This window comes from Daquilactobacillus linshuiensis (assembly GCF_052828685.1).
In genome coordinates this window covers 45,041-67,416 of the sequence record NZ_CM128255.1, presented here as the reverse complement: position 1 = coordinate 67,416, position 22,376 = coordinate 45,041, and the positions used below count along the sequence as shown (strand labels likewise).

Annotated in this window: 26 protein-coding genes and 1 tRNA gene; 2 read left to right on the top strand and 25 right to left on the bottom strand. The window is 30.8% G+C overall.

Annotated elements, in window-relative coordinates:
• Nucleotides 1-16: 16 nt before the first annotated feature.
• On the top strand, nucleotides 17-1,996 hold the full coding sequence (nagE, locus tag ACUV9F_RS00345; RefSeq protein WP_446183709.1) for an N-acetylglucosamine-specific PTS transporter subunit IIBC: 1,980 nt from the start codon (nucleotides 17-19) through the stop codon (nucleotides 1,994-1,996).
• A gap of 32 nt (nucleotides 1,997-2,028) precedes the next feature.
• Here the strand turns inward: nagE and ACUV9F_RS00340 are convergent, their stop codons facing one another.
• From ACUV9F_RS00340 to yycF, 11 genes are all read right to left on the bottom strand, one after another.
• Nucleotides 2,029-2,364 (bottom strand): hypothetical protein, encoded by a 336-nt coding sequence (locus ACUV9F_RS00340; protein ID WP_446183708.1) that lies wholly within the window; start codon nucleotides 2,362-2,364, stop codon nucleotides 2,029-2,031.
• Nucleotides 2,365-2,382: 18 nt separating this feature from the next.
• On the bottom strand, nucleotides 2,383-2,793 hold the full coding sequence (locus ACUV9F_RS00335; protein ID WP_446183707.1) for a peptide deformylase: 411 nt from the start codon (nucleotides 2,791-2,793) through the stop codon (nucleotides 2,383-2,385).
• Nucleotides 2,793-3,272, bottom strand: a complete 480-nt coding sequence (gene rlmH, locus ACUV9F_RS00330) for a 23S rRNA (pseudouridine(1915)-N(3))-methyltransferase RlmH (protein WP_446183706.1) — start codon at nucleotides 3,270-3,272, stop codon at nucleotides 2,793-2,795. Before rlmH ends, ACUV9F_RS00335 begins: the two co-directional genes overlap by 1 nt.
• Before the next feature lie 425 nt (nucleotides 3,273-3,697).
• Nucleotides 3,698-5,560: a pectate lyase-like adhesive domain-containing protein gene (locus ACUV9F_RS00325; protein WP_446183705.1), complete on the bottom strand. Its 1,863-nt coding sequence runs from the start codon at nucleotides 5,558-5,560 to the stop codon at nucleotides 3,698-3,700.
• A gap of 18 nt (nucleotides 5,561-5,578) precedes the next feature.
• Nucleotides 5,579-6,307, bottom strand: coding sequence for a WxL domain-containing protein (locus ACUV9F_RS00320; RefSeq protein ID WP_446183704.1), 729 nt, complete (start codon nucleotides 6,305-6,307; stop codon nucleotides 5,579-5,581).
• A gap of 162 nt (nucleotides 6,308-6,469) precedes the next feature.
• Nucleotides 6,470-7,678: a S1C family serine protease gene (locus tag ACUV9F_RS00315; RefSeq protein ID WP_446183703.1), complete on the bottom strand. Its 1,209-nt coding sequence runs from the start codon at nucleotides 7,676-7,678 to the stop codon at nucleotides 6,470-6,472.
• A gap of 77 nt (nucleotides 7,679-7,755) precedes the next feature.
• Nucleotides 7,756-8,556, bottom strand: coding sequence for an MBL fold metallo-hydrolase (locus ACUV9F_RS00310; protein ID WP_446183702.1), 801 nt, complete (start codon nucleotides 8,554-8,556; stop codon nucleotides 7,756-7,758).
• Between the two features lie 11 nt (nucleotides 8,557-8,567).
• Nucleotides 8,568-9,353, bottom strand: coding sequence for a two-component system regulatory protein YycI (locus tag ACUV9F_RS00305; protein ID WP_446183701.1), 786 nt, complete (start codon nucleotides 9,351-9,353; stop codon nucleotides 8,568-8,570).
• Between the two features lie 2 nt (nucleotides 9,354-9,355).
• Nucleotides 9,356-10,669, bottom strand: a complete 1,314-nt coding sequence (locus ACUV9F_RS00300) for a YycH family regulatory protein (protein ID WP_446183700.1) — start codon at nucleotides 10,667-10,669, stop codon at nucleotides 9,356-9,358.
• Nucleotides 10,659-12,524 (bottom strand): cell wall metabolism sensor histidine kinase WalK, encoded by a 1,866-nt coding sequence (gene walK / locus ACUV9F_RS00295; RefSeq protein ID WP_446183699.1) that lies wholly within the window; start codon nucleotides 12,522-12,524, stop codon nucleotides 10,659-10,661. The genes ACUV9F_RS00300 and walK overlap by 11 nt, the downstream gene beginning before the upstream one ends.
• A gap of 43 nt (nucleotides 12,525-12,567) precedes the next feature.
• Nucleotides 12,568-13,281 (bottom strand): response regulator YycF, encoded by a 714-nt coding sequence (gene yycF, locus ACUV9F_RS00290; RefSeq protein ID WP_446183698.1) that lies wholly within the window; start codon nucleotides 13,279-13,281, stop codon nucleotides 12,568-12,570.
• Nucleotides 13,282-13,412: 131 nt separating this feature from the next.
• Here yycF and ACUV9F_RS00285 point away from each other — a divergent pair.
• Nucleotides 13,413-13,485, top strand: a tRNA-Lys gene (locus ACUV9F_RS00285).
• A gap of 204 nt (nucleotides 13,486-13,689) precedes the next feature.
• Here ACUV9F_RS00285 and ACUV9F_RS00280 read toward each other — a convergent pair.
• From ACUV9F_RS00280 to ACUV9F_RS00215, 14 genes are all read right to left on the bottom strand, one after another.
• Nucleotides 13,690-13,944 (bottom strand): hypothetical protein, encoded by a 255-nt coding sequence (locus ACUV9F_RS00280; RefSeq protein WP_446183697.1) that lies wholly within the window; start codon nucleotides 13,942-13,944, stop codon nucleotides 13,690-13,692.
• Nucleotides 13,941-14,303 carry a hypothetical protein gene (locus ACUV9F_RS00275; protein WP_446183696.1) on the bottom strand — a complete coding sequence of 121 codons (363 nt, stop codon included), beginning with the start codon at nucleotides 14,301-14,303 and terminating at the stop codon, nucleotides 13,941-13,943. The genes ACUV9F_RS00280 and ACUV9F_RS00275 overlap by 4 nt, the downstream gene beginning before the upstream one ends.
• Complete coding sequence (locus tag ACUV9F_RS00270) at nucleotides 14,300-15,496, bottom strand: lipase family protein (RefSeq protein WP_446183695.1); 1,197 nt, start codon at nucleotides 15,494-15,496, stop codon at nucleotides 14,300-14,302. Before ACUV9F_RS00270 ends, ACUV9F_RS00275 begins: the two co-directional genes overlap by 4 nt.
• On the bottom strand, nucleotides 15,497-15,874 hold the full coding sequence (locus tag ACUV9F_RS00265; RefSeq protein WP_446183694.1) for a DUF1310 family protein: 378 nt from the start codon (nucleotides 15,872-15,874) through the stop codon (nucleotides 15,497-15,499). It abuts the gene before it with no gap.
• Nucleotides 15,875-16,033: 159 nt separating this feature from the next.
• Nucleotides 16,034-16,429 (bottom strand): DUF1310 family protein, encoded by a 396-nt coding sequence (locus ACUV9F_RS00260; protein ID WP_446183693.1) that lies wholly within the window; start codon nucleotides 16,427-16,429, stop codon nucleotides 16,034-16,036.
• A gap of 825 nt (nucleotides 16,430-17,254) precedes the next feature.
• Complete coding sequence (locus ACUV9F_RS00255) at nucleotides 17,255-17,974, bottom strand: hypothetical protein (RefSeq protein WP_446183692.1); 720 nt, start codon at nucleotides 17,972-17,974, stop codon at nucleotides 17,255-17,257.
• 61 nt (nucleotides 17,975-18,035) lie between these two features.
• Nucleotides 18,036-18,305, bottom strand: coding sequence for a hypothetical protein (locus ACUV9F_RS00250; protein WP_446183691.1), 270 nt, complete (start codon nucleotides 18,303-18,305; stop codon nucleotides 18,036-18,038).
• Between the two features lie 53 nt (nucleotides 18,306-18,358).
• A complete protein-coding gene (locus ACUV9F_RS00245) occupies nucleotides 18,359-18,532 on the bottom strand; it encodes a hypothetical protein (RefSeq protein ID WP_446183690.1) in 174 nt (57 codons plus the stop codon).
• 465 nt (nucleotides 18,533-18,997) lie between these two features.
• Entirely contained in the window at nucleotides 18,998-19,702 is a 705-nt protein-coding gene (locus tag ACUV9F_RS00240) for a dihydrofolate reductase family protein (RefSeq protein ID WP_446183689.1), read from the bottom strand.
• A gap of 22 nt (nucleotides 19,703-19,724) precedes the next feature.
• Nucleotides 19,725-20,135 carry a cupin domain-containing protein gene (locus ACUV9F_RS00235; RefSeq protein ID WP_446183688.1) on the bottom strand — a complete coding sequence of 137 codons (411 nt, stop codon included), beginning with the start codon at nucleotides 20,133-20,135 and terminating at the stop codon, nucleotides 19,725-19,727.
• Between the two features lie 11 nt (nucleotides 20,136-20,146).
• The gene (locus ACUV9F_RS00230; RefSeq protein ID WP_446183687.1) at nucleotides 20,147-20,566 is read right to left on the bottom strand and encodes a MerR family transcriptional regulator; all 420 of its coding nucleotides are present in this window, start codon (nucleotides 20,564-20,566) and stop codon (nucleotides 20,147-20,149) included.
• Between the two features lie 100 nt (nucleotides 20,567-20,666).
• A complete protein-coding gene (locus ACUV9F_RS00225; protein WP_446183686.1) occupies nucleotides 20,667-21,239 on the bottom strand; it encodes a TMEM175 family protein in 573 nt (190 codons plus the stop codon).
• Nucleotides 21,240-21,263: 24 nt separating this feature from the next.
• The gene (locus tag ACUV9F_RS00220) at nucleotides 21,264-21,653 is read right to left on the bottom strand and encodes a MerR family transcriptional regulator (protein WP_446183685.1); all 390 of its coding nucleotides are present in this window, start codon (nucleotides 21,651-21,653) and stop codon (nucleotides 21,264-21,266) included.
• Between the two features lie 19 nt (nucleotides 21,654-21,672).
• Entirely contained in the window at nucleotides 21,673-22,326 is a 654-nt protein-coding gene (locus ACUV9F_RS00215) for an NAD(P)H-binding protein (protein WP_446183684.1), read from the bottom strand.
• Nucleotides 22,327-22,376: the final 50 nt, after the last annotated feature.

Here is a 22,376-nt window from a genome sequence, read left to right as displayed (position 1 = left end):
TATAAGGAGTAAATTTATGAAAGATTATTTACAACGTATGGGTAGATCCCTACAGCTACCAGTAGCTGTCCTACCTGCCGCTGCCTTATTACAAGGTATTGGTCACATGTTACCTCAAAATTGGGCATTCTCAATTTACTTACAAAATGGTGGAACTGCCATTTTAGGTAGTTTAGCTATTTTATTTGCAGTCGGATTATCTTTTGGTATGTCAGAAGATCAAAATGGTGCTGCTGCTTTAGCTGGTTTAGTTGCTTATCTTGTTCCTACAAAAGTACTAGCACCTACTGCTATTGCAGGTCTTTGGGGCATTAAAGAGACTTCTGTTAATCCTGCTTTTGGTGCAATAGACGGAAATGTCCTTATTGGTATTGTTGCTGGTTTAATTGCTGCTGCAATGTACAATAAGTTCCATAAAACTAAATTACCAATGGCATTATCATTCTTTAGTGGTAAAAGATCTGTTCCTATTATCACAGCTGTCGTTATGTTAGTATTTTCTGGTTTAATGATGTTGATTTGGCCACCTGTTTATGATGCTTTAGTTGTATTTGGTAAATCAATCGTTGGTTTAGGTGCAATTGGTGCCGGAATTTATGGATTCTTTAACCGTCTTTTGATTCCTACTGGTCTTCATCAAGCTTTGAATTCAGTATTCTGGTTTGATGTTGCTGGTATCAATGATATTGCTAAGTTCTGGTCAGGTCACGGTGTTAAAGGTGTTACAGGAATGTTCCAAGCCGGTTTCTTCCCAGTTATGATGTTTGGTTTACCAGCTGGAGCATTTGTAATTTATAAAAATGCTCGTCCTGAAAAGAAAAAAGAAGTTGCATCATTGATGATGGCTGCTGGTTTTGCTTCATTTTTCACTGGAGTTACTGAACCTCTTGAGTTCTCATTTATGTTTGTTGCTTGGCCTTTATATGTATTACACGCACTATTTACAGGTTTATCTTTAGCATTTGCCGCCTTTATGCATTGGACAGCTGGTTTTTCTTTCTCAGCTGGGTTAGTTGATTATATTTTAAGTTTCAACTTACCTCTTGCTAACAAGCCTTATATGTTAATTATTCAAGGTCTTGTTATGGCAGTTATTTATTACTTTGGATTTAACTTTGCAATTAAAAAATTCAACTTAATGACTCCTGGTCGCGAAGAAACAAGTGAAGGTGATCAAGAAGTTACAGTTGATACTGATAGCAGTGACGATAAATATACTGCTCAAGCTAAAAAAATCTATGCTGCTATTGGTGGATACGATAATATTGACATTGTTGATAACTGTACAACACGTCTTAGATTAACAATGAAAGATACTGATAAAATTAACGAACCTGCAATTAAATCTTCAGGTGCTGCTGGTGTAAGTAAAATCAGTAAGACTAACTTACAAATTATCATTGGTACGGAAGTTGAATTTGTTGCTGATGCATTGAAAAAACTATTTAAAGAAAAAGCTCCAATATCTTCTGTAGCAACAAATGTTAAAAATGATGCTCCAGCAGAAGAAAAAACTGTTAATCCACATTCTGGTCAAACAGATGAATTTTACACAGTTGCTGATGGTAAATTAGTTGATATTGAGTCTGTAAATGACGCAACATTCTCACAAAAAATGTTAGGTGATGGATATGCGGTTATTCCTACAAATGGTAAAATCGTTGCACCTGTTGATGGTGAAGTTGTTACTGTTTTTCCAACGAAACATGCAGTTGGATTTAAGACTGAAAATGGCCTAGAAGTGTTATTACATATGGGAATTGATACGGTCGAATTAAATGGAGAACCTTTTGACATAGCTGTTGAGGCAGGTCAAAAAGTAAAACATGGTGACGTTGTTGCTAATGTTGATCTAGATAAGATTAAAAAAGCCAAAAAAGATACAGCAATGATGGTAATCGTTACAAATATGTCTGAAGTTTCATATATGAAATTCTCAGCAACAGATACTGATGCAAAATTAGGTACTCTAGCTGTTAAAGCAACTATTAAATAAATAAAAACCGTAGTCTTAAGACTACGGTTTTTTTATTTTAAAAAATCTATAATTTTAGAAAATGAAGAATCATATAAGTCAACTGACAATAGTTCTAAATATTTTAAATTATTTTTTTCTAGCGCCTCTTTTAATTGCGGGTGCCATAATCCTGGAGCAAATATATAGTGACTGTAATTTCTAGATATCAGCTCTTCTATATTATTCTTTGTATTATCTAACTCTATTTCTTCATTGATTCCCTTTTGCTTTAATGCTGCATTCACTTTTTTAATATAGGGTATTGGACGTGTTTGATAAATTCCTGAAGGTAAAAACTCAGTGAATTCACTTGGTTCTGATTGCCATATATATACAACTTTTCCCATTTTATTTACCTATTTTCCTTATATCAATATTCCATCACAGTGGTCTATTTCGTGTTGAATTATTTGAGCTACAAAACCGTCAAAATTTTGCTTATGATGCTTAAATTTATTATCATAATAGCTTAATTCAATATTCTCATATCTTGTAGTTGGTCTTTGACCTGATAATGATAAACAGCCTTCTTCTGTTTGAAAAGGTTTATTTTTAGATATGATCTTTGGATTATACATAACTACTTGGAGTATACCCATTTGCACTACAATGATTCTTTTATTTATAGCAATCATATTAGCAGCCATCCCAACACAAATCTCACTATTTGCTTTAAGAGTATCTAACAAGTCATTACCAATAGTCAAGTCATTAATCGTCGCCTGTTTTGACTTCTTTTTTAAAATGATTGTATCTTTATTAATAGGTCTAATCATTATTTGTGATATGTCCTTCCTGCTTCTATCATAAAAGCTCGATATATTTGTTCAGTTAACACTAATCTCATTAATTGATGAGGTAGTGTAAATCTCCCAAATGAAATAGAAAAATCCGCACGATTTGATACTTCTTCACTTGTTCCTAAAGAACCACCAATAATAAATGTAATATCACTTTTTCCATAAGTGGTTAAATCAGCAACTTTTTTTGCTAATTCTTCTGAACTAAGCTCTTTACCCTTAATAGCCAATAAAAAAACATATTCTTTATCTTTAATCTTTTCTAAAATACGTCTTCCCTCTACCTGCTTAATCTTTTCCATTTCTATTTGGCTTAATGTTTCCGGCGCTTTTTCATCGGGCACCTCTACTATTTCAAATTTTCCAAATGCCGATAGTCTTTTAGTATACTCAGCAATTCCTTGTTTTAAATATTTTTCTTTAAGCTTTCCAACACCTACTATTTTTATATTCATATTTTCTCTTTTCCACAAATAATACACAACCATTGTCAAAAACTATCAAGTTTTCCACAATCTAATAATTTCTATTTCTATATATTGTACTTCATTTTTTTATAACCACTAAATATTCTATCAAAAAATATTTTTTAAAAATAGACCACTTTTTTATCCACATTTAACTAATTAATTTTCACATGTTTGTGGAACAAGTCTAGTCCCCTTTATATCAACGTTTAGAACACATGTTTTGTTTGTGGAATCAGCACTTTTGCACAGACCAATTTTTGTTGTGCATAACTTTTCAATAAATAATTTGTTTAATTCACAGTATTCACAGAGTTTTCCACAGAAAAACCTAATCATCTATTTCTTTTTTTCACAACTTGACAAAAAAATAACAAAAAAAATCTGTGAAACAGTAACGATTCACAGATTCTTTATTGTGGTACATCCCTTATATCCCAACGTATTTGGGTACTATAGTCATCAGCTCTTACACCTCCAGCAGGTACTTGTAAATATAACCCAGCATTATTTCCCCAATTGTTAGATACCGTATAATCATTCTCAGTATTCTTATTCTTTTCCACAATTATTGGTGCACTATTGAGTGTTTGATCACCTAATGATGACTTATACTTCAACATATCTTTCATAATATATCCTGTATTTTTTCCTTTTAAATCTTGAAGCATACTTACACTTAGCTCCCAGTTGCCTTTGTTTGCCCTTGTATCGGTAACTTTTAAGGCACCTGTAATTGATTGTATCGGATAATTAGTCAATTTTGTTGGAACTGTTAGGTTTGAACCAAAACTTATATTTGTTGGAAATTCACTTATTGACAAAGTTCCACTTTCTACATATTTTGTAGCAAATCTTTGTACTTTAGCTGCATTCAAAGCTGTCGCAACTTCTGGAGGTTCACTACTCCATTTATTTACAATCTTACTACTTATTTTTTTCACTCCTGTAAAACTTCCAGTGGGATTGGCATCATTATCAATGTCACTACTCCAATATGAAACATCTGTATTTTCAATTGTAAAATCGGTCAATGCTCCTATTGTTGTGGTTAACGCCTTGTAATTAGTTCTTCGATTTTTTAAGTCAACTAACTTAGGTTGATTAGCATAAAAAGTACTAGCCGTCCCACCATCAAAAGCTAACGCTCCATAAATTCCATCTGACACTGCTTTTAATGTTGCACCCGGTTCCATATTTATTGAGTTTACTCCCAAGTCAATATTTATTGCTGGCAAGTCATGATCGTCAACATTATCTAAATCCATTACAGATCCTGATTTCAGATTAATTGTTAAACCCAATGGGTATTCGCCTATTGATGCTGCCGTATCTCCATTTGCTCTAAAAATGTCATGTCCCCATTTTACTTTCAGATTAGCATTGACTCCTAAGTTAACTACCTTATAAAATCCCCATACTGTTGGCCATCCTGATTGACCACTAGTTGCATATGATGTTTTGAAATTGGCAGTAGCACCATCTTCCATAGTGAATTGACGTTTAAATCCTGTATCTGTTATTAAGCTAGCAGTTGTATAATCTAAAATTGCCCAATCAGTTCCATAATTATCTCCTAAATAAGTAGAATTTTTAGTAAGAATAAACGATCCTAACTCAAAATTTTCATAAGCTGTTGAAATATCATTATTCCCACTCATTTTCACTTCACATTTATGTGCTTGAGCAACTCTATTAACTGAGTTTTTTTCAGCTGTAATTCCACTAAATTCAAGATTCCATCTTCCTTGGGCTACAGTGCCTACAACAACAAATCCTTCACCATTTTTGTTATTTGAAATATTAGCATTACTAAGTTTGAATGTATGACTAGTAGCCAAATCATTATATGTTAAAGGAATATATTGACTGCCTATATTCAACTTATGATTGTTAGCGTTGATGGACAAGTCTCGTCCTATTGCGGCTATCTTAGTAGTACTTGTTCCCATACCATTAATATCAGCAGTAATCTCAATTTCTGTTACATCTTTATTATTCATAGCAGCTACAAATTTTTCATATGTATCTACAGTTGCAATAGTTTGGGCTTGTTTGTCAGATTTTATTTTCTCAGGAGCTACTTTTTCGTTTACCTTAGTATTATCACTGTCAATTTTTTCAATATTTTTTTCTATTTTAGGCTCTATTTTTTCTTCAGTTATATTTTCTTTTCCTGCAACTTCTTCAATTGAATTTGCATAAACAGCAGAAACAAAAAAGAAGATAAAGAAAGTCAAAACAATACTAAATGCTATTAATAATTGTTTTTTCATAACTTTACCTCCTATTTTTTATGCTGGTGTATCATTTAATGTCCAAACTAGCGATCCTGTATATTTTGTTGCTTGTGCTGCACCAGATGGTACCATTAATTGCACTCCATCATTTACATTGGCTTTTCCTGATCCATCATCGATTAATGATCCATATTTTTGTATCCAAGTTAGATACCCTTGACCAGCTGCGGCTGTCATTACAGTAACATCACTTCCCGGAGTTAAATCTAATTTGCCAGTAAATCCTGTTGGTGCCACTTCTGTAGATGGTGATGAGATTGTTTGTTTATTCAAACTCATTACAGCACCTGTTAGATCAACTCCTCCAGTACTTTTTAGTTGCGCAGTTTGTCTAACTGTTAGTTTCCAACCTAATCTACCACCACGTTTATCAGTAACTTGTACATAATGTGGTACTTCTTTTTGAGTGTCATCTTGATGAGTAACTTTCATCGGTTTTGCTAGAAGAGTAAGATTTTGGCCAGCTTTTAATTCATTTGTCCCAAAATCTATCCCTGTTGGTACAGCATCTAAAGATAATGGACCTGTAGTTCCTGGTCTTTCTGGTTTTACTGGTTTTGTAGGATCTGTTGGGTCTAGTGGAACAGCAGGCGTTTTATCTTCTGTAAAACTCGCAGTTACATTAGTATCCAAATTCCCTACTGGAGCAGCTAATACTGCTGTGTTTGTTCCAAGTAATGTTAACCCTGTTAGTATTGCCAGTGAATGAATTTTCTTATTCATAATTACACCTCTTTTCATTTTTATTAGTAAGAGTTTTGTTCACCCTCTATACTATTTTCTTAATCTTATCAAGTAGAAAAATGTTATGCAAGAAATAACATCATAATTATATTTATAATAAAAAAGATGCTAGACAAATGTCTAGCATCTAAGAATGTATATTTAATTTTGGGTTGTCGCTTGTAACTTAACGTCAGTTTCTTTAACTTTTCCATCACGATAATATTTAACTTTGACAGAATCTCCAATTGAATGTGCATATATTTCTGTATGTAAAGTTGCAATTCCATCTACTTTTTTACCATCTATTTCTGTAATTACATCATATTTTTCAATACCAGCAGCATTTGCTGATGTTCCTTTTGAAACTGAAGCAACTAATACTCCTTTTGTTACTGAAGATGGTAGCTTTAATGTTGCAGACTGATCTGCGCTTGAAACTTGATCTAAATCAATAGCTTTAATACCAAGTGATGGGCGTTTTACTTTTCCATCATTTACTAAAACATTGATAATTTTTACTACTTCATTACTTGGAATGGCAAATCCCATACCTTCAACAGCTGTACCATCTCCACTTGAGGCAAGTTTCATTGAGTTTATTCCAATAATTTGTCCTGAAGCATTTACTAGTGGTCCACCTGAATTACCTTGATTAATAGCAGCATCGGTTTGAATAACATTAGCTTGTCCAATATCCTGTCCTGTAGTTGCATCTTGAGTCGCTACGGTTCTACTCTTAGAAGAAATAATTCCTTCTGTTACAGAAGTAGCATAGTCACTTCCAAGTGGAGAGCCAATGGCTATAACAGGATCTCCTTCAGAAATATTACTTGAGTTTCCAAAACTTGCAGTTGCAGGAACTTTGGAACCATCGATTTGGATTACTGCTAAATCGGTAACTTTATCGGTACCTATTAATTTACCTGTTACTTTTGAGCCATCCTTAAATATCACTTCTAACTTATCGGCCCCAGATACAACGTGATTGTTTGTTACAATATATCCCTTACCGTCTTTTTTAGAATATATCACCCCAGAACCTTCACCATATTTTTCGAGTGAATTACTTGAGCTATTTTGCTCAGAGTTACCAAATAATGAGTCTAATAAGTCATTTGAATTTTTTGTCGGTTTTTGGTAGTTAATAACTGATACAACAGCTCCAGATACTTTTTTAAATGCCGAACCCATTTGTGTATTAGATTTAACATTTACATTACTAACTTTTGTAGTTCCACTTTTTGCAGTACTATCATCAGTTGAATTTGCATTCATTTTACTTACTACTACGCCAGATACGACACCACCAATTACTGCAGAAACTAAAGCTACTATAATTATTTTCCATAATGAATTATTTTTTTCCATATTTAACATCTCCATAAATAAATTGAGATTATTGTAAAATTATTATTTGAATAATTTATGAATAACTTTTGATATTTTTATATATTATACAAAGGCTGTGCAATTTTAGGGTCTGTGTCACTAATATGAAAATCGTGTTCTACACCAAAATCGTGTTGCATCATATCTTCGGCAACAGTTTTATGTGCCAAATCTTTCAAATTATTCTCAGGACTTAAATGACCTAAAAATATTTGTTTAGTATTATCTCCCATGATATCCATTAAGGTATTAGCTCCATCTAAATTAGACAAATGTCCCTTATCGCCTAATATTCTTTGTTTTAAAGGCCATGCATATCTTCCATTTCTTAGCATATCAATATCATGATTACATTCCATTAAATATGCATCTGCTTTTGAAATAATTCCTTTTACTCTTTGAGATACATAACCTGTATCTGTCAAGATTGCAAAACTCTTATTATCATAGTGAAATTGATAAAATTGCGGTTGTGCTGCATCATGAGACACTCCAAAGCTTTCAACATCCAAATCTTTAAAGGATAATGTAGTACCCATATCAAAAATATGTTTATTTTCATTATCAACTTTTCCAATTTTAGAATTCATAGCTTCCCAAGTACCTTGATTGGCATATACTTGTATTCCATATTTCCTTGCTAAAACACCAACACCTTGAATATGATCGCTGTGCTCATGGGTTACTAATATAGAATCAATATCTTCTATATTTTTTCCAATACTTTTTAAAGACTCTTGTATTTTTTTACCAGATAATCCAGCATCCACTAAAATTTTACTTTCAGGCGTTTCTATATATGTTGAGTTTCCTTGACTACTACTTGCTAGAACACTAACTTTAAATTCTGAACTCAATTTACGACCTCTTATTGATTCTTCATTATTGTTCCGTTAAACGCATTTACAATTTTTATTGTCTTTGTTTCGGAACTTTTATTTTTAATTTGAACATACCAAGCTGGAATATATATAGAATTTCCTTTTGCTGTTAACAGTTTTTTATATGCATACTTCGTCCATACTATTTTGGAATTATCTGGTATTTCTGAAGCTGTATATAGTTTTTCAACTGCTTCTTTTTCTGAAATAGCGTCTTGCTCTTCACGAAGAACAGAAATTTTATTTATATTAGTTTGTTTATACATTAAGATACTACTATTTTTTTTAGTAAATTCAACTTGTGCATCATCATCAAATATTTCACCATAAGAAGTCATTTGTGAATAAACATAATTTTTATCATTAGATAAATAAGGATTATATTTGTAAGATGTTCCTAACAAAACATTATTAGGATTACTTATATACTTATCTAATACTTTTTTTACATCTTTATCTTCAATATAAATAGTATCTTTTAAATGAACTACTAATGAATTACCTGATTGAATTGCATCTTGTGCTTTAATTTGATTTGATTTATCAATAAGCTTGGTATTGGGTCTTCCTGCAAGATAATATCCTTTTTGCTTTTTGTTAGATAGCTTACCACTGACAATGTTTGCACTTTTCATTTCTTGTGCAATTGACGTTATATCTGACTTATTACTATTAACAACAACATTTTGAGATTGATGATAAGAAGCAAATAAAAAAATATCTAGCGCAACAAAAACAACAAGAAAAATCATTTCTATTCGTCTAAAATCCATAATTATTTACCTCCCACTTTATCAGATACACCTATTAGTTCTTCTAAGGAACTCCAGGTATTTCCAATTCTTATAAAGTAAGAAGGTATTAAATCTACAATGTCATCATTGTCATCATCTTTTTCCCATTTATAGCCTAAATCAATATAAGATATTTTATTTGTATCATATCCATGCGTCTTCAAATCATTCATTATTTCAGCTGTACTCTTCAAAGTTATTGGCTTTTGATCTGAAGGAACCGGTACTTGAATTACACTATTAGAAAACTGCGTTACCTGTTCAGATTTGTTAAAAGTTATTTTAACTGCACCAAAATCACTTTTTTCAAATGTTGGGAATCCTTCAACATATTCTCTATATACTAATACTCTATTCTTCCAATCAACGTGGGACAGTTTAGCATTTGATAATGGATTATTTATCTGATTAATAATATCCACACCTTTATTCAATACTTCAGTCTTAGATTTTGGAAAGTGCTCCTTAGAATAATCATAATAAGCAAGCGTTCCTTTATTCTTATCGGAAACCAATCTTTGATAAGCTGATGCACTATATGTTGTGGTATCACCCGAACGGCGTGTTGATATATCATTTGAGCCTAATAAAGAAGATATATATCCATTATCTTCTTGTTTAGATACAAGATAGCTGTAAGGTCTCAAAGAAACTCTATCTAAATAATTAACATCCACTCTCTTATTTTTAACTTCTAATCCAACTCTTAAAGAAACATCAGTTTTAGCTAAAAGTTTTCTTATATTTGTTGAGTCTCCAGAATTAACAGAAACCCTATAAATTGTATGTGTTTCATCATTTCCTAAATAAATATTTTTATCATCTTTATCTAAATAAAATAAAACGCGATTAAACATCGTTTTGTCATTACGTTTTAAACTATTCTTGTTAAGCATCTGTCCATAATAGCTCAAAGACATCTGTAAGGGGTATAACAATTGAACTGAATCTTTATTATTAATGAATTCTTTATATTTAGCTACATCATTTTTTGACTGAGTTTTTACTCTAGTAAACCTCCACTTACCCATATCTTTTTGAAAAGCACTAACAATATTATGCTTATTGTTATAAACCATTTTTATATCTTTACCATCATTCCATAAGATCTGTGATGGCGAATATACTTCACGTTTGGTCACAACGTTTTGAATATTTACTTTGTTTTTAGCAATATCAGTATTAGATTGCATTTGATAACGAGAATTATTAGTCCAAATTAAAAATGACAAAACAAAACTAATAATTATTGCTATAACAACTAATCCTTGAATTATTGTTCTACTAATCTTCATCCCATTCACCCACACTTTCGTTTGGATTATAAGGAAGAGAAATATAAAATGTCGATCCCTTACCTTCAGATGAATTAACCCAAATCTTACCTTTATGTTCTTCTACAACTTCTTTAGAAATTGATAACCCTAGACCTGTACCACCTTGTTTTCTTGAGCGAGCTTTATCAACACGGTAAAAACGATCAAATATTTTAATTTGAGCATTTCTTGGAATACCTAATCCCTGATCATTAATACTAATAATCACATGCTTATTAGTTTCTAGCAGTCTACAAGTAATTACTCCACCATCCGGTGAATATTTAATTGCATTATTCAATATATTATCAATAACTTGGGTCATTTTATCAGTATCAATCTCTACCCATAAATCATGCTTTGTAAATATTCTCTTAATTGAGTAATTTTTAATTTTTGTGCCTTCTTCTTTTGCATGTTCTTTATCTTTTGAAATCATCATATCAAAACGGTCAAGTATATAATTAAAGAACTCATTAAAATTAATATATTCTAATTCGAGTTTTGAAGTTCCTTGATCCATTCTTGATAGACTTAATAAATCATTAATCATACGAATCATTCGTTCTGTTTCTTCTACAGTAACTTTCAAAAATTGTGGAGCCAACTCTTTATCTTCCCAAGCACCGTCATTTAAAGTTTCAACGTAACTTCTTATACTTGTCAACGGAGTTCTCAATTCATGAGAAACATTAGAAACGAATTCTTTACGTTCTCTATCAACACGTTGTTGTTCTGTAACATCATGTAAAACACAAACAACACCACTAACAAAACCACTATCTCTTTGAATTAAAGAAAACTCAGCATTTAATATAACATCATTATCAGGAGCATCAATAATTATAGAATCCTGTTCTTCTAAAATATCTTGGAAAGAAAACTCAGCATCAAGGCCTAAACTTTCAATGATTGGTTTTCCTAAAAGTTCTTCTTGATCCTCAATATTTAAAAATTCTTGTGCCATTTCATTAACAATTGTTATATCTCCCCGCCTATTGGTGGCAATAACACCGTCTGACATTTGAGAAAGAACAGAGTCTAATCTTCTACGTTCAGATTCAGTATTATCAGTCTCTTCTTCAACCTTAATACTTAAATTGTTAACTGCTAAAGCTAGTTGACCAAGCTCATCTTCACTATATACACGAACCTGTCCAGAATAATCACCATTAGACATTTGAATAGCTTGTTGCTTCATTTCATCAATTGGTCTAGTAATTGCCCGGGAAATAAATATGGCAATTATAGCTCCAACAAACCCTGCAACTAACGAAGCAGACAAAAATATAATAATAATACTATTAATATCTTTATAGACATGTTCCATATTAGCTCTAACATAAATGGCTCCGATAACATTACTAGAGTCATTTACCGTTTTAACTAACGGTTGCATTATTATATAGGAACTGCCACTGTCTTTATCGTAAACAATTTGAGTTAGTTTTCGATTGTTATACATCGAAGTTTTTATTTGAGCAATACTTGTTTTTGTACCAATTGATGATTGTTTATTAACGTTAGAATTTCCAACCACTGTTCCATCTTTATCAACAACTTGAATTTCAGAAATTGAATTATTATCGATATCTTGAAGAGAATTTTGAATTCTTTTATTCATATCTGATTTATGCGTATACAAATCTTGTGTTATTTGGTTTGAAATACCTTGCGGAATTTGTATTGACTGTTCAAAATTTTGAACATATTGATGTTCAATTTGACGTACAAAATAAGCCCCAATAATTTCAATCGTAGCAATTAAAATCATAATGAGTGCAAATGGAATTTTAAAATGTATTGAATGTATAAACTTTATTTTTTTATTCACAATATTACCTATAAAAAAAGTCCACAAAAAAATTGTAGACTAATTAATCTTCGCTATCAGTATTTTTTAAATAATAACCGACACCACGACGTGTCATTAGCCATTCTGGTTGACTTGGGTTATCTTCAATTTTTTCTCTTAAACGGCGAACTGTTACATCAACTGTACGAACATCCCCAAAATAATCGTACCCCCAAACAGTTTGAAGTAGGTGTTCTCTTTTCATCACTTGTCCTATATGTTGTGCTAAATAATAGATGAGTTCAAATTCTCTATGAGTCAATTCAACTTCTTTACCATTTTTTTTAACGATGTAAGCATCTGGTAAAATAGTTAAGTTTCCAATCGTTATATTATCAGAAGAAGATTCTTCTTCATTAGCAGATTGCACAGTATTTTGTCTTCTTAATTGTGCTTTTACACGAGCGACTAATTCTCGATTGGAAAATGGTTTAGTAACGTAATCATCTGCACCAAGTTCAAGACCAATAACTTTATCAATTTCAGCATCTTTTGCTGTAATCATAATGATAGGGGTATCATGAGTTTTTCTAACTTCACGGGCAACCTCTAAACCATCCATTACAGGAAGCATTAAATCAAGCAAGATAATATCAGGATTTACTTCTTCAACTTTATCTACTGCTTCTTGTCCATCAAAGGCGGTAAATACCTCATACCCTTCTTTTTCCATATTGTACTTAATAATATCCGATATCGGTTTTTCGTCATCAACAACTAAAACTTTCTTCGCCATATAATCACACTCCTTAGTGTATTCGTACATATTATACTAATAATAAAAATATAAAACAAAAATGCTTTATATTTTCTAAAAAGCGTTGCAAGAAAATACATAACTATGGTAATATATTTATTGTTGTAAATGGGTGGTTAGCTCAGCTGGCAGAGCAACGGACTCTTAATCCGTGGGTCCAGGGTTCGATCCCCTGACCACCCATCGAGTAACTTTTAACCGATTGTATTAGGGCTTAAAGTCTTGATATAATCGGTTTTTTATTTTTAGAGATTGCATAAGGTTGTAATTGAACATCTAATTAGATGTTCAAAAGTATGTTCAATTTTTTACTGTGTTGGCAGATAAAAACACCTCTGATTAATTTCAGGGGTGTTTTTTTATTTGTAATTAATTAGTTCATTAACATTATATTTTCTTTATATCTGTATTCTTCTTAATAATTGATTCCTGAACACCATCTGAGAACTTTCCCTTAATAACTTGGTCTACAGTTTTAGTAATTCTTATTATCTCTGCACTAATATCATCAGTTTTTGAGTTAACATCTCTCCTATGATTATATTTGCTCTCTTCTTTTTTCGTAACCTGTACATTCCCTATTGCAGTTATTTGTTGTTTCTCAAAAAACATTTTCATTCCTTTAATATCTATCACACTCATAGTTTCTTCCTCAATTGATAATATTGTTCATCCATGTCATTTTGTGATTTTCGATATCTTGTAGAATATTCTTCCCAATTATCATCTAATTTTCTTAATTCATTATTAATATTCTGATCCGCTTCGTCTCTTAAGTATTCCAAACTTCTGTAAGAATTTTTTATTAATTCCCCATAATCATTTAAGTCTTTCAAATAATATTCAGAACGTTTAGATAGGTCTTCGAGTTCCCGATCAACTTGATTCTTTTCGTGCATTAAATCTTCTTGTTTTAGCTCATAGTTCTTTTTATTCATAGAATACTCATCTTCAGCTTGTTCAATTTTTACTCTAAGCTGTTTTATCTCATCTTCTATCATAATAAATTAAATGACCTCGCTAATTCTTGATCCGTTTCAAGTTTTGCTTGAACACCTTTTTTGATATTAGTACTAATATCTGAATAATCAGACTTAACTTGTTCTGCTTTTTTAATCTTGTCTTGGTAATACTCTATTACTTTAGTAACAAATTCACTCTTAGTGGCATTTACTTGTCTTAAAGTATTCATAATATCATCTTCTGATAAGTCTTGGCCCATGCCACGAGCACGTCTTTTGGTATCTTTCCAAAGATCTTCAGCCTCGCTAATATAACCATTTAAGTCTTTAATTAGACTATCCATGCTTTCATCAACATACGTCTTAATATTATCCGCTAATATTACTGCTGCTGCACTATCAAGGTATATTTTGTCAGACTTACTTAATCCACCTTTACTTAACTTATCTTTTAATAAATTTAAGTTCAACATACCTATTTGTAATTGATTTTCTGGTACCAATTTAATATTTCCATTTTTGTCATATTGATATCCACCCCACATATGTTGACTAATAACATCGTGCATACTTTTTGAATTAATGTGCATAACGGTTCCTACAGCTAATAAATCATTAAAGTATCCGAATACCACAATATCTTTTGAATCAATAATATTGAATATCTTAGACTTATGCTTAAAAACATTCATCATTTGACCAAGACTTAGACTTGAAAATATATTAGGACCTTCATATAAGTATGCACCTGATAACCTCTTCATTTGTTTTTCACTTAAGTTTGCGACTGCAAACTGTCCATCCATTGATCCTAATGAATGACCATACACTTCAAATCTCGCATTACCGTATTTATTCATCGCATTATTTAAAGTTTCATATGAAGATCTAAATTGTGGTGGAATTAGATTGTTATAAAAAATACCTGTTGAATTAATGATTGGATTAAATGCAGCAAATCCGAAATCTATATTGTTCGCCCAGTCTATTAAGGTTGTTGAACCACGATATAAAACTGTCACTCGATCTACATTTTTGTAATCTTTAGAAGTAGGATGTTTAGGTAGTTGCTTATTTGTAATTACATATGAGTTTTCACCAGTCCACCATTTATTATGTACTTCACTTACATAACCGATAAGCTTTTTTCCTACAAATATTGGATCCCCGAATTTAAATTTTTTGTATTCTTTTTTCGCTAATTTAATTTTTTCTCGCTGATTCAATCTCATTTATTCTCCTCCCATTAACATAAATAATTTTTCACTTGGATCTGTACCATTAGTCTCAAAAATATCTTTTCCATTTATGTTAGACTTATCTATTCCTGATGAAAACTTTAGAGATTTATCATTATTAACATACCCATAAACTATTATTCCTCCCATAGGATTGCGTTCTACTTTTGAATAATCAATTTGAATACTCTTAATATACTTTTTTTTATCTAATGCGTGTAAGTCATCATGAATTAAGTCCTTGTGCTTCTTTATTTCACTAATCATTTCTTCATGAAATCTAACATTATCCATATGAACCTTCACCCCTATTCCAATACTTATTATTATCAGACCAAATAATATAATTAAACTTGCTTTCTTTTTATTCATTATCAATCCTCTTTTGTAAAAAAATAATATCATATTATTAATTTTTAAAAAATTAACACTGTTGATAATTGGATTTGTGAATAATTGCCGCGTAATCACAAGTATCCAAAATTATGGATATAAAAAAGCAGGTTAATATTCAATATTTTCCCTGCCTTACTAAACCAATTTCTTCTTCATTAATTTTTGTAATTCTACAGATTCTCCAAAAGCTCCTAGTTCTAAATCATCATTATATTTATCCAAATTAGTATCAAATTCTAATTTACTATCATTATTGACATAACCTTCAAAATCTATCCCACCCATTGGATTATGTTTAATTGTGTCATATTTTATTTTAAAAGAATGAATCTTACCTTCATTAGTAAAAGCTTTTTTGTCAACATTCTCTATAATTTCTTTTTTTATTACCTCCTGTGCCTTATCGCTTTTAACTACTCTAACCATTTCTTCATGAAATCTAACATTATCCATATGAACTTTCACCCCTATTCCAATTACTATTATTGCTAAACTTAATATTACAATTAGGATTTTTCTTTTCTTATTCATTATTAACCTCATTTATATAATGAATAGTTTCATAAATCAATCAATTTAAACATAGAACATCTTGCTACGAAGCTTTATTTAACAAGGTTTATAGTTAACTGAGTATGTATTTTGTATCTAATTAAACTTAAACTCTAATTAAACTTAAACGTAGTAAGTTCTACTAAAAATATATTTATAGTTTCATGCTTAAAATAATAAATTATAATATTCAATTCATCCTTAGGCTTTAATAGGTTATACATTTAATATGTTCAGGTTTATTCAGATAGTAATTATAAAAGGTCAAGTTTAGTCAAGTTCTATATACGATTTAATACTAGGTTTTCCTAGGTTGTTGGATTGAATAAAATCAAGTTTTAACAGGTTCTACAATGCTAATAGCCATTTATACAACATTCCTGATAAACGCTTATATAGCACTAAAAAATACACCAATTTATCAATGTAAAACTTTACCCATTCATTAGCATAATTTAGCACGTTACTATCATTGTTATATCAGCCATAACACAACTAATTAACCACCTTTAATATCTTTATTTCTTTGACATTTTTTAACATTAATCTAAGGTTTTATAAGGTTCTAGTTTGAGGTTTTTTGAGGTTATCAATCTCAAAACGTTAACATTACATATATAAATCTCAACATTTCTCAACAATCTACTTTAAAAAAGTCAACATTTCCCCATTTCTGGAGAAAATAAAAAAAGATGATCTAACTTAGACCACCCCTATACCGATATTATCGTATATTTTTTTACAATCTACCTCTATCCGTTTCCCGATCTCCCTTAGGTACTTAATTTATTTTAATGAGGGATGTTATTTATTTTCTTCTATTATGTCTTTTAACACCATCTTATAAAATAAAATCTTTTTATTAGATTCATCTTTCCACGAGACCATTAAAAATATCCCTAAAATTAGTATAATCGTATATAAAATAAAAAATATTGACTGGTTCATATCCCCGTTAGATAAAATGCTTTTTATAATAAATTGTAAAATATTCATTATTCTTTCATACCCCAATATTGATAAAGTTGTGATTAATACTGTTAATACGAAATTTATGAATACATGATTATAACCTGATGAACTAAGTAATATATAGTAATTATTCATTTCTGTACTAGTAAGCTTACTTTTTAAAACTAATTTAATAAAACTAATTTTATGACTTATATCATAATTATTATTAAAATCTTGTTCATAAAATAATTTATCTAATTTACTAACAACATCTTCAATTTTTACCTTTCTAATCCAATAAGCTGGACTTGAATTTAATCTTTCGTCTTTAAATTTTTTGAATTCCCTTGGTATAGCTACAGAAACTAAAAATATGACATAAAAAATAAAACTAAAAATAGAATATATAAACGTAGCCGTAAAAAAGTTAATAATTATATTATTATTAGTATTTTTAAACCAGATGCCTACAATTATTGTATATACTAATGATATAAAAAATAGTAACAATAATAATATTTTTGTTTTCAACCACGCTTTTTTATAAAATATTTTTTTGTTTTCTTTCATACTTACCCACCTCACATAAATAATACCAATAAAAAAGGGATGTACCAACATCCCCCCATAATTAATAATGCAAAATATTATCAGTTATATAAAAGCCTAGTTCATCACTAATCTTATATATGTATTTATATATCTGATTAAACAATAAACTTCTATTTAATAAATCATCAATAACAATTCTAAATTTATTTATATTTCGAATATTCTTAGATAATCCAATGGTAATAATATCACTACACTCGTTAGTAAGTTCTTCAATACGTCTATCACTATTTTTATATTCACGTAACAAGTTTTCTATGTAATTGGCAACAGTCTTATATCTCAACAATAAGTATCCTCGGTTTTATTTTGTACGTGCTTGGGGAGATCTGGCAGGCACATTTAATCAATATAATATTTTTTCTTTCTGTAGTAAGTAACAGTAACCACATTTATAACACCTTTTGAGTAAGCTGTATTAACAGTTATATCTTCACTATTTTCAAGTATCCAATTATTAACCACTTCATCTAAATTATCCATATAACCATTTTCAAATATCTTAATTTGTTTCATGAATTTGCTCCTATTCTGAAAAATGTCAGGTTTTATCAGGTTTTCGGTCTAAATTCCGAATTATCTCGCTTAAAGCTAGATACAATACGGTTAGATTTCCCTTACTCTCGCAACGGTTACAAGTCAATACCGTAAAACCGTAACTTTTTTGCTTGTACTCTAATATATTTTTTATATTTTTAAAACTTATATTGTTTTTTATTTTTGTATGAATTTATAGCGGTTTAACAGTATTTATAAAAATATAGGTTCGATCCCCTGACCACCCATATAAGTACTTTGAAAGGCTGTTATATCATGCTAAAGCATTGATATGATTGCCTTTTTATTTTTCTCAATTTTGTCACTCTGGGTAGTCAAAAAATACATTATTTCAGAATTAAACGAACTAAAATAAAGGCTTTTCGGAGCTAAATAATAGAGTTTTGGGGCAAACAATATCATAGAATTGTAAAAAAAAGGACTTTAAAAAGTCCCTTTTATATTATTTACTTTCTTGTAAATCATATGAATACCGCCATCGTCCAATTTCTTTAATGTATCAAATTCAAAAGTATCGTCAATATATTCTCCAAAAGTATCAAAAACTGATTTTTCACTCGAATCACCATTTACATGGGGAGAAACAACTAATGAAATTTCATCAACTAAATGTGCACGTAGAAAAGCACCATTAATAATTGATCCCCCACATACGGCTAAATTATCGATGTTAAAATACTTTTTTAATTTAACAAGAACGCTCTGAAAATCAAATTCTTCCTTACCACCAACAATATATGGAATTTGCATTGACTGCAAGAATGATAAGTATTTTTTCTCAGCTTTCTCTGTCACAATTTCTACCGCTCGCATTTTATGACCATTATATTTAAAATAATTTTTTTCCCATCCGCACACTCCCGTTCGATCAAATGAAATTGACCAAGTATCAGATTTTATACTAGGAATCCAATCTTCATATTCAATATTTTCATCTGAATATTTACTTAAATCGGGAGTGCCTTGTGCAGCGTACATCTGTATAGTTTTTCTTCCATTTGCATCTGCATTACTAATTCTAAACAGTTCATCAGAATAATAGGATCCTGATATTGAACTACTATGGGGACCATCAATTTTCCCATCAATTGAAGTATACATATGAATAGTTACTTTACTCCTATTCATTCTCAAAAACCTCCTTAGTTAATTAAGCCTCCAAATTATTATAAATTTCATCAGTAACAGGTTCTAACCATTCAGGAGTTCCTGTAGTAATTGCTAAATGTTCAAACCAACTGTTCTTGGTAGCGCCATGCCAATGCTTTATTCCATCATGGGTTACAACTACATCCCCCGGTTTCAATAATTGAGCCGGCTTTCCTTTTTCTTGATACCATCCTTCTCCACCAGTAACCAATAGAATCTGATAGCCGTTGTGATGAATATGCCAATTATTTCGACAACTTGGTTCGAAAGTGACGTTTCCCACACCAACGTTTATTTTGGGATCAGCAACCAAGTTATTGAGATAACTTTGCCCCACAAAATATTGGGCAAAAGCATCATTTTTCTCACCTGCAGAAAAAACAACACCATTTTTTACATCTTCATTCTTCATATTTTTATCTCCTATAAACTAAAATTCTTCAAATAGGCTTCAAACGACTCATCTTCTGAAATGTTCTGATTGATCTTGTCTCGATACCAATCAATTTTATGATTCACAATAATCAAACTTTGTTGCATACTTTCAATTTGTTCTTGGGCTCTGGTTTGCACCTTTTCTAACAATTCTTGTCTCTCTTTCATTGTTTGATCACCTTGAGATCGTAATTGAATATATGTTTTAATTTCTGCCATTGTCATTCCTGTACTTTTGAGATGAAGTAAAAATTCTAACCATTTAGCATCATCCGTTGTATAAAATCGGTGATCATTAGTATCTCTATGTGGAATAATCAATTTTTCATTTTCGTAATATCTAAGAGTATAAGAACTAATATTCATCTCCTTGGCAAATTCACCAATCCGATACTTCATTTCATTCATTGTCTGCCTCCTGATAATTTAGACTATATAACTTAGAGTGTACTCTAAGTCAATAAATTTATTTTACTAAAAAAGAGAATCCAATTATAGAATTCTCTTTTCATTTTTTTGCTGTACTTAACGGGAAAATAGTAATCACAATTGCCGTTAGTAAAACAGCATAAATCATTGCTGGTGGGTAGAAAACAATTGAACTTATAAGGCCTATTATTTTAACCGCAATATCATAATAGATCCACTTATTGCGAGCATTCAACCTTCGAGTTAGTTGTTCGTTATCTTTATTTGCATTTTTTAAATTACTGTACATTATAGTATTAAATAGTGTGACTGATAAAACAACCACTCCATAAAATACCTGCGCAGTAGTGTTGTAAAAGTTACTAGCAACAATACTTGTCGCATACGGAAACAATGAAGAGCAAAAAAGCATAATCAAGGAAGTCCACGTTACTTTATTATCTATCTTTTTCGCATGATACCACTCGTTATGCATATGTACCCACATAGATCCTAACCAAAAGAATGATAAAGTATACGCAAAAAAATTCTCACGTAGTTCCCAAAATCCTTGCGGTGTAATAGACCTTGGCTTTTCAAGCTCCAAAACAAGAATAGTCATAACAATTGCCAATACGGCATCGATAAAAGTAGTTAACCTTTCTTTACTCATACTTTCCCCCATTAACTAATTCAATTATTTCTTTTCCAGCTCTCTTAATTCAGCCTCAGTTGCTTTCATATGGTCCTCGTAATGTTCCAATTTATAGTTCAAATGATTTATTGCAAATTGAATATCATCACGGCGTTCTTCCATCGCTGCAACTTGCTCTCGTAAAATTTCTTTTTGTCTAACAGTGTTATCCTCAGAGTCATCAACTAAATCGATATACTGTTTCAAAGCCTTAATTGACATCCCTGCTGCCCTCATTTGTTTAGCAAAAGTAATTCGACGAAGTATTTTCTCATCTATCTCTCGGTTACCTGATTCATTTCTATCAATAATTGGAATTAATCCTTCTTTTTCATAGTAGCGAATAGTGTCTGTTGAAACTCCAGTTTGCTTACTAGCTTCACTAACATTCATAATTTACTCCCTTCAGTTCTTAGTATACCGGTCTTGTTTCAGTTTGAGTAGTTGGGTCTGCAATACCCACACTGTCATTTTTCAAAAATTCAGGATTTTCAATTATTCGTAATACAACATCCGCAATGCTCCTTCTTGATCCTGAAACTCCAACATAAGACTCATCAGCGTGTGTAATCTCATATTTGACTTCACGATCATTTAGCCATGGCAAACGAAGAGTTGTATAGTCTAATCCCGACTCTTTTAAAATCTCATCAGACCGCAACGCCGAAGGTAATCCACTACCAATCTGTTCTTTATTCCAACGGCCAAATTCACCAGGAACTTCATCATAAATTCCTAAAACATTAGAGTAAATTACTCTCCCACCATTATTTTCTTTCATTGCTTCAACAACATTTTGAGTTTGATGATTATCAATTGTATGATCGACAACTCCAACAAAAACTATATCTTGATCAACAACTGCAGCCCTAACATCATCAATATCATCCAAACTTCCTTCAATCAAAGTTACTCGTGAATTATCTTTTAAGTTACTTAAACGTTCTTTATCTCTCAAAAATAATGTTAATTCAACGTCATTGAATTTACTTTCCATTAATAATGGTTGCTCAATTAATCGTGATATTTGTCCATTTGCCGCCATAATTAATACTTTCTTTGTCATAATTAAAATACCTTCTTTCCTAAAAAATATTAAACACCTTGGAGTCCACT

Excerpts from the sequence above, each read along its gene's own strand:
- nagE (WP_446183709.1), top strand. The coding sequence starts at position 17 with ATGAAAGATTATTTACAACGTATGGGTAGATCCCTACAGCTACCAGTA.
- ACUV9F_RS00340 (WP_446183708.1), bottom strand. The coding sequence starts at position 2,364 with ATGGGAAAAGTTGTATATATATGGCAATCAGAACCAAGTGAATTCACT.
- ACUV9F_RS00335 (WP_446183707.1), bottom strand. The coding sequence starts at position 2,793 with ATGATTAGACCTATTAATAAAGATACAATCATTTTAAAAAAGAAGTCA.
- rlmH (WP_446183706.1), bottom strand. The coding sequence starts at position 3,272 with ATGAATATAAAAATAGTAGGTGTTGGAAAGCTTAAAGAAAAATATTTA.
- ACUV9F_RS00325 (WP_446183705.1), bottom strand. The coding sequence starts at position 5,560 with ATGAAAAAACAATTATTAATAGCATTTAGTATTGTTTTGACTTTCTTT.
- ACUV9F_RS00320 (WP_446183704.1), bottom strand. The coding sequence starts at position 6,307 with ATGAATAAGAAAATTCATTCACTGGCAATACTAACAGGGTTAACATTA.
- ACUV9F_RS00315 (WP_446183703.1), bottom strand. The coding sequence starts at position 7,678 with ATGGAAAAAAATAATTCATTATGGAAAATAATTATAGTAGCTTTAGTT.
- ACUV9F_RS00305 (WP_446183701.1), bottom strand. The coding sequence starts at position 9,353 with ATGGATTTTAGACGAATAGAAATGATTTTTCTTGTTGTTTTTGTTGCG.
- ACUV9F_RS00300 (WP_446183700.1), bottom strand. The coding sequence starts at position 10,669 with ATGAAGATTAGTAGAACAATAATTCAAGGATTAGTTGTTATAGCAATA.
- yycF (WP_446183698.1), bottom strand. The coding sequence starts at position 13,281 with ATGGCGAAGAAAGTTTTAGTTGTTGATGACGAAAAACCGATATCGGAT.
- ACUV9F_RS00280 (WP_446183697.1), bottom strand. The coding sequence starts at position 13,944 with ATGAGTGTGATAGATATTAAAGGAATGAAAATGTTTTTTGAGAAACAA.
- ACUV9F_RS00275 (WP_446183696.1), bottom strand. The coding sequence starts at position 14,303 with ATGATAGAAGATGAGATAAAACAGCTTAGAGTAAAAATTGAACAAGCT.
- ACUV9F_RS00270 (WP_446183695.1), bottom strand. The coding sequence starts at position 15,496 with ATGAGATTGAATCAGCGAGAAAAAATTAAATTAGCGAAAAAAGAATAC.
- ACUV9F_RS00265 (WP_446183694.1), bottom strand. The coding sequence starts at position 15,874 with ATGAATAAAAAGAAAGCAAGTTTAATTATATTATTTGGTCTGATAATA.
- ACUV9F_RS00260 (WP_446183693.1), bottom strand. The coding sequence starts at position 16,429 with ATGAATAAGAAAAGAAAAATCCTAATTGTAATATTAAGTTTAGCAATA.
- ACUV9F_RS00255 (WP_446183692.1), bottom strand. The coding sequence starts at position 17,974 with ATGAAAGAAAACAAAAAAATATTTTATAAAAAAGCGTGGTTGAAAACA.
- ACUV9F_RS00245 (WP_446183690.1), bottom strand. The coding sequence starts at position 18,532 with ATGAAACAAATTAAGATATTTGAAAATGGTTATATGGATAATTTAGAT.
- ACUV9F_RS00240 (WP_446183689.1), bottom strand. The coding sequence starts at position 19,702 with ATGAATAGGAGTAAAGTAACTATTCATATGTATACTTCAATTGATGGG.
- ACUV9F_RS00235 (WP_446183688.1), bottom strand. The coding sequence starts at position 20,135 with ATGAAGAATGAAGATGTAAAAAATGGTGTTGTTTTTTCTGCAGGTGAG.
- ACUV9F_RS00230 (WP_446183687.1), bottom strand. The coding sequence starts at position 20,566 with ATGAATGAAATGAAGTATCGGATTGGTGAATTTGCCAAGGAGATGAAT.
- ACUV9F_RS00225 (WP_446183686.1), bottom strand. The coding sequence starts at position 21,239 with ATGAGTAAAGAAAGGTTAACTACTTTTATCGATGCCGTATTGGCAATT.
- ACUV9F_RS00220 (WP_446183685.1), bottom strand. The coding sequence starts at position 21,653 with ATGAATGTTAGTGAAGCTAGTAAGCAAACTGGAGTTTCAACAGACACT.
- ACUV9F_RS00215 (WP_446183684.1), bottom strand. The coding sequence starts at position 22,326 with ATGACAAAGAAAGTATTAATTATGGCGGCAAATGGACAAATATCACGA.